The following is a 12,316-nucleotide window of genomic DNA, read 5'->3' as shown; positions in this document are numbered from 1 at the left end:
CTCCTCGCCCGAAACCGGCGGCGGTGCTTTCCAAACCGCCGACCACGGCGCAAGAGGTCCAGGCCCAGCACCCCACCGAACCGCCGTCGCCGCCGCCGCCGCCGAAGGATGGCACGCGCGCGGCACCAGATGCTTACGACCTGCTGCGCATCCAGGCCCTGCGTGCGAACGCTGCGCCCAGGAAATTCAGCGGCAGTATCGGTCACCCGGCGCCCACCGGCAGCCAGAAGATGCAGGTCTATTCCAACGGCGTGGTCAACATCGGCAGGACCCTGTTTTCCCTGACCAAGCGGATGGGAGGACGGACAGTCACTGCCACGTGGGACCAAGAGAGCATCATATTCGCGAACACCGAAGGCGAAGTCATCGCAGAATACCTGTGGCCACCGAAGGGCACCGCCTACGTGGGTATCGGGAAATCCCGGACACGGTTCAGCAAATAAGCGGAGACATGTCCGGAACCATCACCGATGTCTTGATACACCGAACGCCACCATTGTCCTGAGGCAGAACTGTCACCAGTGTCTTGAGACATCACACCATTCCTCTAATTCTGCTTTGGAATCGACGTAGTCAAACAACCGCTCGTACTGTTCGAATACCTCCAGATGCCTTGCGCTTGGGGTGCCCAAAATATTCCCTGAACGGCGTTGACGATAGCGATAGCAAACCATATCGAGCACGGCGATGCGCGGCGCGGTTATCAATATAGGGAACGTCCAGGGAATGTCTTCGTAGTAACCGGTCGGAAACGCGAATCCGTGTTGCAAGATAAACTCCCGGCTGTAGGCCTTGTTCCAAGCTACATTAAGGACCTTCAAAAGGTTCCTGCGCTGGATGAAATCGACACATCCCGAGTCTCCCTCATCAAGCATCCTTGACAAAGCGTTTCGGCGGATAGACCCGTTCCAATATTCGCGGGCGTAGTCGTAGACCAATACGTCCGGTTCGTGCGTTTTCTTGAGTCTATTTGCAATAGCCTCAAGCGCACCCGGCACTAACGTGTCGTCGCTGTCTACAAAGAGGAGGTATCGCCCAACCGCGTGCTGAATTCCTTCATTCCGGGCAGGCCCCAACCCTATGTTTTGGTTCATATGCAAGACGTTTACCCGCGGATCGATCGCCTGATATTCATCTAAGACCTCGCCGGAACCATCGGGCGAATCATCATTAATGGCTATCACTTCGAAATCTACAAATGTCTGCCCCAACACCGAATCCATGCATTCGCGAAGGAAGGCGCGAACATTATAAACAGGGATAATTATACTTAAGTACGGGGCAGGCAACAGTTCATCCTTAGCATTGGTATTCGGGCGCTAATAAGCATACATGCGGACGCACGGGTGAAAGTATTTGACACCCTGTCTCTTTGTATCAGTACTATGTCGAGTTGCCGCAGGAATGTTGCTAACTTTAGGGCATTTTGTGTGGCCCGGTTGCAGGTAGCAAACCATAAAGATTCCCACAATTCTTGCCAATTTCATATGAAAATAAGGACCAGGTAGTTGAGATGGATCCAAAATATTTCGAATTCGTACTAGGTGGCGCTCTTGGAGCCTAGTTGACAATGTCAGCGCTTGCCGTTGTCGAAGTCCAACCGTGCGCGCATCGTCGTGATGAGGTCAACGACCATCTCCCAGGTCTATTGGGCGCCCAGTGTTTCGGTCTGTATGCGTCCCCAGAATTACTTCATGGCTACGTTGTCGAAGCAGCCCATGACGCGGTTCGGGGATGGGGTGAGGTGCCAGGTCCGAACGTCCTCGCTGAAATTGTCGGGAGTGAAGTTAGCTCCGTGGTCCGGCTGCCTGACCTCTGCAATCTCGCGCTTCGGGTTTCTTTGAGCATGAATGATTGCCCGGTTCGCCGACGACATGTCGTTAACGGTTGAGAAGGACCGGCTGGCGGACGCGAAGATTCCAGGAACCGGATTGGCATCAGTGCGCTTGTCTGACAACGAGTTGCCAGAGGTGCTGGGCCGCCGGTCTTGCGGAGATGTTTTGCTCGCCCATAATGGCCAAGGCGTTTTTCATCAAGAACCACAACGGATTGGGCTAGCAAGCGGGAGGTACGGACGAAGCTAGCGCCCAGGAGGGCCTGGGTATCCAGTAGCTAGCGCTGATGGACTCCCTGCTGCCCCGGGCCGTTCCGGATAAGCGGGCCACAGTTTCACGACTCGGCATCGGAGCAGTCCTCGGTGGGCTCAGCCGGTTACAGGCGCGAGGGCTTGCTGAATCCAGTGCCGACGGCTGGCGACGCCGCCGTGGGGGCTGAACCAGTCCTATCCAAACGACGGGGTGTCCTACCAGAGTGCGGCGTGGCAGCACCGGTTACCGTACAAACCAATCCAAACTGAGAATATGAGTAGTCAGCCGCATTCCGTGGACCCTGCAGCAGCAGGGTCGACTGCCGGGTCTCGGGGCGCGAGCGGTCTTCCGGTCGAGTACGAAGTGGTACTGGATCGCTTTGAGCGATATCTGGCATTGGAACGTTCCCGGAGCGAGCACACCCGCAGGGCCTACCTGAGCGATGTGACCTCACTCCTCGAATTCGCTGCCACCGAGCACGGCATCAAGGCCCTGACTGAAATCGACCTGGCCGTTCTTCGCCTTTGGCTGGGCAAGCAACAGGCCCGCGGCAAGGCCCCGGCAACTCTGGCAAGACATGCGGCATCGGTGCGCACATTCATGGCCTGGGCCCTGCGTGAGGAAATCATTCCGGCTGATCCCTCGCTCCGGCTGAGAGCACCCAAGAACGCCAAACGGCTCCCCCATGTCCTGCAGGATTCCCAGATGCACCGGCTACTCGACGACGAACCGCAGGCTGAGCCCGGGGCGGCGCAGCTTCCCGCGCCAACGCCACGGCAACGGGCGGTGGCCGACCGTGACCGGGCCATCCTCGAGCTGCTCTACGCCACAGGAATCCGGGTGGGAGAACTCACCGGTCTGGATGTCGACGACATCGATCATGATCGGCGAACCCTGCGCGTCCTGGGCAAAGGAGATAAAGAGCGTACCGTCCCGTTCGGGCAGCCCGCGCACCAAGCACTGAGCGATTGGATCAGTCGCGGCCGGACGCAGCTGGCCATCAACGGTTCGGGTCCAGCTTTGTTCCTAGGGGAGCGAGGTGCGCGCATGGGCGCACGACAGGTGCGTTCCATGGTCCAACGGGCCTTGGAGGGGCTGGGCGATACCGCAGCCCGGGGACCACACGCCCTACGCCACACCGCGGCCACCCATCTGCTTGATGGTGGAGCCGATCTTCGGACCGTCCAGGAATTGCTTGGACATAGCTCACTGGCCACCACCCAGCTCTACACCCACGTATCTGTGGACCGTCTACGCAATAGTTATCAGCAGGCCCATCCACGCGCCTGACGCCTCGTGCCGCGATAAAAAACACTAGATGGCCCGTCACGGTGGAGATTCGCCCCGGAATCGGGCACAATGAAATCAGGCAGCATGTGCTGGCCTCCAAAAGTGACTGTGGTCGTTGGGGAAGACGTACCAACAGGAACTGGAGGATGGCATGTCTGTACCCATGACCCGGGGCGTACTTTTTGTACACTCAGCCCCGACAGCGTTGTGCCCACATATCGAGTGGGCCATCGGGTCCGTCGTCGATGAACGCACGGACCTGAACTGGACGCCGCAATCCGCCGCGCCCGGAATGTACCGCACGGAAATCCACTGGGCGGGCCCCCAAGGTACCGGTGCGCAACTGGCCTCCGCCCTCCGCGGCTGGGCCCACCTGCGCTATGAGGTCACCGAGGAACCCAGTCGTGGCGTTGACGGAAGCCGCTGGTCACACACTCCCGAACTCGGCATCTTCCATGCCGCCACCGACTCCGCAGGCAACATCATGGTCGGCGAAGACCGGATCCGCTTCGCCTATGAACAAGGCGCCGGCGATCCCGCGGCCGTCTACCAAGAACTCTCCCTTGCCCTCGGTGAAGCGTGGGACGAAGAACTCGATCCCTTCCGCCATGCCGCCGAAGGCGCGCCGGTCCGCTGGCTCCACCAGGTCGGCTAACTCCACACACCCTCTCTGGATGCCATCGCTCTCCAGATCGTCCTGCCGACCAGTTCCCGGCACGCAACGATCAGGAGAGCAGTCGAATAGTCGTGTTCTCCTACAGATGACTCTTCGTCTCCGAAAGTCTTGAGATTAAACGACAAGGCCCGCACCGTTGGGTGCGGGCCTTGTCTGTGAGCGGGGCGTGACTAGACGCTGCGGATCGCCACCACGGCGTTGTGACCGCCGAAGCCGAAGGAGTTATTCAGTGCCACGATCTGCCCTGAAGGCAGTTCGCGCGGGCTTCCGGTGACGACATCCAGCGGGATCTCCGGATCCTGGTTCTCCAAGTTAATGGTCACCGGGGCCTTGCGTTCCTGCACGGCCAGGACGGTTAGTACGGATTCAACGGCACCCGAGGCACCTAGGAGGTGACCCATCTGCGACTTCGTGGCCGAAACGCAGACCTCATCGAGCCGGTTGCCCAACGCGGCGCGCAACGCCGTGTATTCGGGCTTATCGCCCACCGGCGTGGAGGTCGCATGCGCGTTGACGTGCACGACGTCCTCGGGCTGAATGAGACCGTCAAACATGGCTGCCTTCAACGCCCGGGTGGCACCCAGACCCTCGGGGTCTGGGGCGGTGATGTGGTAGGCATCTGCGGTAACCGAGGTACCAGCCAACTCAGCATAAATATGAGCGCCACGGGCCAGGGCATGCTCTTCGGCCTCGAGGACCAGGGCGCCAGCGCCCTCGCCCATCACAAAGCCGTCGCGGTCAATGTCATAGGGGCGTGAGGCATGTTCGGGATCGTCATTGCGCTTGGACAGCGCCTGCATGGCTGAGAAGGAGGCCATCGGCATGGGGTGGATAGCCGCTTCGGCACCACCACACATCACGACATCCGCCTTGCCGGAACGGATCAGCTCGAGCCCCATATGCATGGCCTCGGTTCCCGAGGCGCACGCGGACACGGGGGTGTGGGCGCCGGCCCGCGCCCCGAGATCCAGACTCACGGCAGCTGCCGGTCCATTGGGCATCAGCATGGGAACGGTCATCGGCAGCACACGGCGAGGACCCTTCTCCTTCAGCGTGTCCCATGCATCAAGCAGCGTCCATACGCCGCCAATGCCGGTGGCGAAGGTGACAGCGAAGCGGTCGTGGTCGACATCCTCGATCCCTGAGTCCTTCCAGGCTTCCCGTGCGGCCACGACGCCGAACTGGGTGGAGGGGTCCATGCGTTTGAGCTCGACCCGCGAAAGGACTTCCGCAGCCGGAGTAGAGGCCTTCGCGGCGAAGTGGACCGGCAGGGAATACTTCTCGACCCAATCGGCGGTCAAAGTGTGGGCGCCGGAAACACCCTTGAGGGCGTTGGCCCAGAGGGTGGGGACGTCCCCACCGATCGGCGTTGTCGCGCCGAGGCCGGTGATTACTACTTTGCGAGCCATCAACATACTCTCTGTGCTGTATTGCGGGGTGCGTAGAGCAGGTTGCTCTGCGCTTGAGGTTTAGGTGGGGTGGTCCGCCACGTTCGGCGGACCACCCAGAAGACCTGGGCTTCCCGGTTCAGGCTGCCCTAGCGGGGCCCACGGGAAGAACCGGAATCGATCAGGCCTGGGCGTTCGCGATGAAGTTCACGGCGTCGCCGACGGTCTTGAGGTTCTTGACTTCCTCGTCCGGGATCTTCACATCGAACTTCTCTTCGGCATTGACGACGATGGTCATCATGGAGATGGAGTCGATGTCGAGGTCGTCCGTGAACGACTTGTCCAACTGGACTGCGTCGGTGGCCAAGCCGGATTCTTCGTTGACGATCTCGGCGAGGCCGGCCAGGATTTCTTCGTTGCTAGCCATGAGGCTCCCTTTCTTTGGTGCCGGGACTCTCCCGACGATTTTTCCCGCCCTGCGGACGGTGAACTTTAGTGATGTCCGGTCAACAGCCTAGGGCAGGACGATGACCTGCGCGCCGAAGACGAGGCCCGCGCCGAACCCGATTTGTAGGGCCAGGGTTCCCGAGAGCTCGGGACGTTCCTGCAGCATGCGGTGCATGGCCAGCGGAATCGAGGCGGCGGACGTGTTGCCGGTATCGGCAATATCGCGGGCGACGGCAACGGTATCGGGCAGCTTGAGCTGCTTGACCATTTCGTCGATGATGCGCATATTCGCCTGGTGCGGCAGGAATACTGAGAGATCATCGGCGGTGATGCCGGCAGCATCCAGGGCGCGCTTGGCTTCCTTCGCCATGCCCCAGACGGCCCAGCGGAAGACGGTCTGGCCGTCCTGGCGCAGGGTGGGCCACAGCTTGGCCTCGGTACCAGCGACCATGGCGTCACCTGCGGGGTCTTCTTCGGCCTGTACGGCGACATCGCGCAGATCCAGCATTGAATGGGTCATCCCGATGGCATCCCATTTCCCGCCATCCGAACCCCATACCGACGGGCCGATACCCGGTGTGTCTGAAGGCCCCACGATGACCGCGCCGGCACCGTCGCCGAGCAGGAAGGAGATGGTGCGTTCGTGGTTGTCGATGATGTCCGAGAGCTTCTCGGCTCCGACGACCAGAACATACTCGGCGGCACCGGACTTCACCAGCGCATCGGCCTGGGCGACGCCGTAGCAGTAGCCGGCGCAGGCTGCTGAGATATCGAAGGCCGGGGCCGGGGTGGCTTCCAGCCGGTGGGCCAGTGCCGAGGCCGCCGAGGGGGTGGCATAGGGGGAGGTCACCGTGGAAATGATGACGGCACCGAGCTGGGATCCTTCGATGCCAGCGTTTTCCAGTGCCTGGCGGGAAGCGGTCTCGGCCAGGTCGACCAAGGAGGTCTCGGCGTCGGCCCGGCGTCGGGTGATGATGCCCGTCCGCTTCTGGATCCACTCATCGGAGGAGTCGATCCACTGGCAGACGTCTTCGTTCGTGACGATGACGTCTCCGCGTGCGGCGCCCACACCCATGATGCGGGTGTACTCCCGCGGGCTGTTCTGGGAAAGTACTGCGCTCACGTTAGTTCCTGTCCTCTGCGGTGGCCGTCTGGCCATGTTCGTTGATAAATTCGCGGGCCGCCTCGAGATCCTCGGGGGACTTCAGCGCCATCGTTGGCAGCCCCTTCAGCCCCCGGCGGGCCAACCCCACCAGGGTTCCTGCCGGCGGCAGTTCCAGGATGCCGGTGACACCTTCAGCGGCCATCGTCTCCATGCACAGGTCCCAGCGGACCGGGCGGGAGACCTGGGCCACCAAGCTGGAGAGGTTGGCTGCCCCGTCGCTGACTGCCCCGCCGTCGTAGTTGCTCAGCAGCGTTACTGCTGGATCTGCAGGGTGCAGCGAGGGGAGCAGATCCTGGAGCGTGCCGACTGCGGGGGCCATGTGCTTGGTATGGAAGGCCCCTGCCACCTTCAGCGGCATCACGCGGGCCTTGGCGGGGGGCGAGGCGACCAGGGCGTCGATCTGCTCCCGGGTCCCTGCTGCGACGGTCTGTCCACCGCCATTGGCGTTGGCTGCGGTCAGTCCAAAGGCGGCCAGCGTCGCGGCAACCTCCTCGGGGTCCCCGCCGAGGACAGCTGCCATGCCGGTGGGGGTGACGGCTGCGGCCTCGGCCATGGCATTGGCACGTTCTCGCACGAAGACCATCGCGTCGGCCTCGGGCAGGGCGTTGGCTAAGGCGGCAGCGGTGATCTCACCAACGGAGTGCCCCGCCAGGACGGTCGAGGTGGGGAGCTGGCTCAGGCCAGCCTCGCCGAGCAGGGCGCGGGCGGCGATCAGACCGGCGGCAACGATGAGCGGTTGGGCGACTGCCGTGTCCTTGATGGTCGCCTCATCGGAAACGGTTCCGTGGGCCACGAGGTCTCGGCCGGTCAGCTCGGAGAGCCGGGCGAGGTGTTCGGCGACGCCGGGCACCTCCAACCAGGGTTCGAGGAATCCGGGGGTCTGGGAGCCCTGTCCTGGGCACACGATAGCTAGCACTGTTCCAGCTTTCCAAAGATCGGGGACATGACGGGTGTCTTGCGGCACGAAGCTGCGCGAGTGGCTTTAGAGGAATCCTACAACGACTCGGTCGCCTCCAGTCGTCCCACGACGAGTGCCGTCTGCAGAACGAAGGCCTCCCGGGGGACCAGCGGGTCCCATCCGGTGACGTCACAGACCCGTTTGAGCCGGTACCTCACGGTGTTGGCGTGGACGAAGAGTTCGCGGGCCGTTCCCTCCAATGAATGGCCCAGGGCCAAATAGCTGGATAGCGTCTCCACGAGGCCATTTCCTGCGCGAACCAAGGGTTTGTGGATCTCGTTGATCAGGGCGGTGCGGGCTGCGGCGTCGCCGTTCATGACGCGTTCGGGCCACAGGTCATCGGCCGCGACCGGGCGCGGGGCCAACGGCCAGGCGCCGGCTGCGGCAATCCCCTCGAAGGCAGCATGGGCGCTCGCTGCAGCATCGCGTAGGCTCGCAGCTTCAGGGCCGGAGACGATGGGGCCGGGGCCGAAATACTCGGCCAGCCGGGAGAATGTGGTTTCTAACTCTCTCACCCCGCCAAGCATCAGGATCAGCCGGTCACCCTGGATCCCCACGAGGCAGTCCTTGGCCACCCGCTGCCCGGCGCGGCGCAGGTCACCGACGAAGGTGGCGCCGGCATCCTCGGGGGAACTGCCGACAATGACGTGGATCCCCGACTGTGAGGTCCACCCGACGGCGGCAATACGTGAGCGCAGTGCGTCGGGGCTTTCGCCTCGCAGCACGGCGTCCACGACGAGGGCTTCGAGCCGGCTATCCCACGCCCCGCGGGATTCGGCGGCCCTGGCATAGACGTCAGCGGCGGCGAAGGCGACTTCCCGGGAATAGCGCAGAACTGCCTCGCGTAGTTGTACCTGCTCGGAATCGGGGGCCAGCTCGGGGACCTGGTTCTCCACGACCTCGACGATGGTGCGGATGAGCTGCAACGCCTTCTGCAAGGAGATCGAGCGAGTGAGCTCGGTGGGTGCGGTGCCGAAGACATCGGTGAGGACCCATTGTGGGGAACTAGGGCGTTCGTACCAGGACACGAAGGAGGCGATACCCTTCTGGGCGACCAGGCCCAGTGCCGCGCGTTCCTGGGGTCGCAGTCCCCGATACCAGGGAAGTGACTGGTCCAGATGCTTCAGGGCGACCGTGGAAAGGATACCCAGATGGGACTTCAAGCGTTTCAGTGTCTCCGGGCTGGCCTTGGGCTGACGCACGGGGCGGATGCGCGGGGATCCGGTGCCCGGACGTTCGTCTGTCATGCGTCCACCCTACGCACTGGCGGCCCGTGGCTCCATTTTGGAGGAACACTACAAAAGAAGAAGTCCCCCGGTCACCTGCCAGAGCAGGTGACCGGGGGACTTTCACCGCCCGGACGTGTCGACGGCGTTTCTTTCGCCGTCGACACCAAGGGTCGGGGTTAGGAATCGCCCCCGGCGGTGCCGGACGTGCCGGCGTTCACGTTGTCGATCTGGTACTTCTTGAACGCCTGGGCTGCACTGTCCTTGGCGACCTCGCCCCGGCGTTCGAGCATTTCCAAGGTTCGCACGACCATCGAGTGGGCGTCGATCTTGAAGAAGCGACGGGCAGCGGCACGGGTGTCGGAGAAACCGAAGCCATCGGCACCCAGGGTCGCGAACTCGTTGGGGACGAACTGACGGATCTGGTCCGGGACGGCCTTCATGAAGTCGGTGACCGCGACGATCGGACCGGTGGCCCCCGCCAACTTCTGCGTCACATAGGGCACGCGGGGTTCGCTGCCCGGGTTCATGAACGCTTCTTCCTCGGCATCCAGCCCGTCGCGGCGAAGCTCGTTCCAGCTGGTCACCGACCAGACATCTGCCGAGACGCCCCATTCCTCGGCGAGGATCTGCTGGGCTTCCAGGGCCCACGGTACCGAAACGCCTGAGGCCAGTAGCTGGGCTCGCGGCCCGTCGACCGTGGCCGGGGAGAGGAGGTAGATGCCCTTGAGCAGCCCCTCGACGTCCAGGCCCTCGGGCTCTGCAGGCTGGAGCATCGGCTCGTTGTACAAGGTGATGTAGTACATGACGTTGGGGTCTTCATGCTCGCCCCCGTACATCCGGGCCAGACCAGCCTTGACGATGTGCCCGATCTCGTAGCCGTAGGCCGGATCGTAGGAGACCACTGCCGGGTTGGTTGCGGCCAGGATCGGGGAATGCCCGTCCGCGTGCTGCAGGCCTTCACCGGTCAACGTGGTCCGTCCGGCGGTAGCGCCCAAGACGAAGCCACGCGTCATCTGGTCGCCGGCGGCCCAGAAGAAGTCGCCGGAACGCTGGAACCCGAACATCGAGTAGAAGATGTAGATCGGGATCAACGGTTCGCCGTGGGTGGCGTAGGAGGTTCCCGCCGCCGTGAGGGCAGCTACCGAACCTGATTCGTTGATACCGGTATGCAGGATCTGACCCTGAGGGGATTCCTTATAGGCCAAGATCAAGTCGCGGTCCACCGACAGGTAGTTCTGACCCTTCGGGTTGTAGATCTTCTTCGTGGGGAAGAGCGAATCCATGCCGAAGGTACGTGCCTCGTCGGGGATGATCGGGACCACGCGTTCCCCGAAGTCCTTATCCCGCATGAGGTCCTTGAGGAGACGCACGAAGGCCATCGTGGTGGCCGCCTGCTGCTTGCCCGAGCCCTTCTTGGCGACCGCGTAGGCCTTGTCCTCGGGCAGGTGCAGAGGCGTGTGCTTGGTCCGACGTTCGGGGACAGAACCGCCCAAAGCCGCACGACGTTCCATCATGTACTTGATTTCGGGGGCATCCATCCCCGGGTGGTAGTACGGCGGGGCGTACGGGTCGGCTTCGAGCTGCTCATCGGTGATCGGGATCCGCAGGTGATCGCGGAACCCCTTCAGATCATCAAGGGTCAGCTTCTTCATCTGGTGGGTCGCGTTGCGCGCCTCGAAGCTGTTGCCCAGGCCGTAGCCCTTGACCGTCTTGGTCAGGATGACCGTGGGCTTGCCCTTGAACTCGGTGGCTGCCTTATACGCGGCATACATCTTGTTGTAGTCGTGGCCGCCACGCTTCAGATTCCAGATTTGGGCGTCGGTCAGGTCGGCAACCAGTTCCTTGGTCTGCGGAGACTTGCCGAAGAAGTGTTCGCGGATGAATCCGCCCGATTCGGCCTTATAGGTCTGGTAGTCGCCATCGGGCGTCTGGTTCATGATGTCGACCAGCGAGCCGGTGTCGTCCTTGTCCAGCAGATCGTCCCATTCGCGGCCCCACACGACCTTGATGACGTTCCAGCCGGCACCGCGGAAGAAGGCTTCGAGCTCCTGCATGATCTTCCCGTTGCCTCGCACCGGGCCATCAAGGCGCTGCAGGTTGCAGTTGATCACGAAGTTGAGGTTGTCCAGCTGTTCGTTGGCTGCCAACTGGAGGAAGCCGCGTGATTCCGGCTCGTCCATCTCGCCGTCGCCCAGGAAGGCCCAGACGTTCTGGTCGGAGGTGTCCTTGATGCCACGGTTATGCAGGTAGCGGTTCAGCTGGGCCTGATAGATGGCGTTGGACGGGCCGATCCCCATGGAGACCGTGGGAAATTCCCAGAAGTCGGGCATGGAATGGGGGTGTGGGTAGGAAGGCAGCGCATGGCCCTCCTTGGACTTTTCCTGGCGGAAGCCGTCGAGGTCCTCCTCGGTCAGCCGTCCTTCCAGGAAGGCGCGGGCATACATCCCGGGGGAGGCGTGGCCCTGGAAGAAGACCTGGTCGCCGCCGCCGGGGTGGTCCTTGCCGCGGAAGAAATGGTTGAACCCGACTTCATACAGCGTGGCCGCACCGGCGTAGGTGGAGATATGCCCGCCGACCCCGATATCGGGGTGCTGGCCGCGGTGGACCATGATGGCGGCATTCCAACGCATCCAGGCACGGTAACGACGTTCGGTCTCTTCGTGTCCGGGGAACTCGGGTTCCTGGTCCACGGGGATGGTATTGACATAGTCGGTGGTGGTCACCATGGGGACACCGACGCTCTGGGCACCCGCGCGTTGCAGGAGAGAGCGGACGATGAACTGGGCCCGTTCGGTGCCCTGGGCCTCGACCAGACCGTCGAAGGATTCAATCCATTCGGCGGTTTCCTCCGGATCGCGGTCCGGCAGCTGGCTGGTCAAGCCACTGCGAATGTGGGAAATGTGTTCCTCTTCAGCCACGTCCAACTTCTCCTCGGTACGGGTTACAGCGTGGGGAATGCGACGTTCCCGTTGTTGGAGCGGGGCGCGTCGCGGCGGCAAGGCCGCTTGACGATGGATGCACGCCTCGTGGGTGTGAGTCCATCCCGTCCACTGTAGTTGTCTTTCTCCGGTGATGC

9 protein-coding genes and 1 pseudogene are annotated in these 12,316 nt (G+C 62.6%); 3 read left to right on the top strand and 7 right to left on the bottom strand.

Annotated features, from left to right (window positions below; translation table 11 throughout):
- Positions 1–443 (top strand): annotated as a pseudogene (locus tag ACT3UE_RS11940) (IS481 family transposase); the annotation flags it as partial.
- A 72-nt stretch (positions 444–515) separates the two neighbouring features.
- Here the strand turns inward: ACT3UE_RS11940 and ACT3UE_RS11935 are convergent.
- Positions 516–1,289, bottom strand: a complete 774-nt coding sequence (locus tag ACT3UE_RS11935) for a glycosyltransferase family 2 protein (protein WP_444566783.1) — start codon at positions 1,287–1,289, stop codon at positions 516–518.
- Between the two features lie 1,071 nt (positions 1,290–2,360).
- Here ACT3UE_RS11935 and ACT3UE_RS11930 point away from each other — a divergent pair.
- Together ACT3UE_RS11930 and ACT3UE_RS11925 are read left to right on the top strand one after the other, a co-directional pair.
- On the top strand, positions 2,361–3,377 hold the full coding sequence (locus ACT3UE_RS11930; RefSeq protein ID WP_444566782.1) for a tyrosine recombinase XerC: 1,017 nt from the start codon (positions 2,361–2,363) through the stop codon (positions 3,375–3,377).
- Between the two features lie 151 nt (positions 3,378–3,528).
- Positions 3,529–4,032 (top strand): DUF3145 domain-containing protein, encoded by a 504-nt coding sequence (locus ACT3UE_RS11925; protein ID WP_086994482.1) that lies wholly within the window; start codon positions 3,529–3,531, stop codon positions 4,030–4,032.
- A 191-nt stretch (positions 4,033–4,223) separates the two neighbouring features.
- Here ACT3UE_RS11925 and fabF read toward each other — a convergent pair whose 3' ends face one another.
- The 6 genes from fabF to aceE form a co-directional block, all read right to left on the bottom strand.
- A complete protein-coding gene (gene fabF, locus ACT3UE_RS11920) occupies positions 4,224–5,462 on the bottom strand; it encodes a beta-ketoacyl-ACP synthase II (RefSeq protein WP_086994500.1) in 1,239 nt (412 codons plus the stop codon).
- 160 nt (positions 5,463–5,622) lie between these two features.
- Positions 5,623–5,868, bottom strand: a complete 246-nt coding sequence (locus ACT3UE_RS11915; RefSeq protein ID WP_444566781.1) for an acyl carrier protein — start codon at positions 5,866–5,868, stop codon at positions 5,623–5,625.
- An 87-nt stretch (positions 5,869–5,955) separates the two neighbouring features.
- Positions 5,956–6,963 (bottom strand): beta-ketoacyl-ACP synthase III, encoded by a 1,008-nt coding sequence (locus tag ACT3UE_RS11910; protein ID WP_441392462.1) that lies wholly within the window; start codon positions 6,961–6,963, stop codon positions 5,956–5,958.
- A gap of 49 nt (positions 6,964–7,012) precedes the next feature.
- A complete protein-coding gene (locus ACT3UE_RS11905) occupies positions 7,013–7,969 on the bottom strand; it encodes an ACP S-malonyltransferase (RefSeq protein WP_443390227.1) in 957 nt (318 codons plus the stop codon).
- 77 nt (positions 7,970–8,046) lie between these two features.
- Positions 8,047–9,258, bottom strand: a complete 1,212-nt coding sequence (locus tag ACT3UE_RS11900; RefSeq protein WP_086994493.1) for a PucR family transcriptional regulator — start codon at positions 9,256–9,258, stop codon at positions 8,047–8,049.
- A 158-nt stretch (positions 9,259–9,416) separates the two neighbouring features.
- Complete coding sequence (gene aceE, locus ACT3UE_RS11895; protein ID WP_086994496.1) at positions 9,417–12,158, bottom strand: pyruvate dehydrogenase (acetyl-transferring), homodimeric type; 2,742 nt, start codon at positions 12,156–12,158, stop codon at positions 9,417–9,419.
- Positions 12,159–12,316: the final 158 nt, after the last annotated feature.

This window comes from Arthrobacter sp. 179, assembly GCF_052379645.1.
GTDB lineage: Bacteria > Actinomycetota > Actinomycetes > Actinomycetales > Micrococcaceae > Arthrobacter_H.
Note: the sequence above shows the minus strand (reverse complement) of the source record. Positions and strands in the feature narration are given on the sequence as shown.

Bases quoted from the DNA above. Each gene is read 5' to 3' on its own strand.
- fabF (WP_086994500.1), bottom strand. From the start codon at position 5,462: ATGGCTCGCAAAGTAGTAATCACCGGCCTCGGCGCGACAACGCCGATC.
- ACT3UE_RS11915 (WP_444566781.1), bottom strand. From the start codon at position 5,868: ATGGCTAGCAACGAAGAAATCCTGGCCGGCCTCGCCGAGATCGTCAAC.
- ACT3UE_RS11925 (WP_086994482.1), top strand. From the start codon at position 3,529: ATGTCTGTACCCATGACCCGGGGCGTACTTTTTGTACACTCAGCCCCG.
- ACT3UE_RS11910 (WP_441392462.1), bottom strand. From the start codon at position 6,963: ATGGGTGTGGGCGCCGCACGCGGAGACGTCATCGTCACGAACGAAGAC.
- ACT3UE_RS11930 (WP_444566782.1), top strand. From the start codon at position 2,361: ATGAGTAGTCAGCCGCATTCCGTGGACCCTGCAGCAGCAGGGTCGACT.
- ACT3UE_RS11900 (WP_086994493.1), bottom strand. From the start codon at position 9,258: ATGACAGACGAACGTCCGGGCACCGGATCCCCGCGCATCCGCCCCGTG.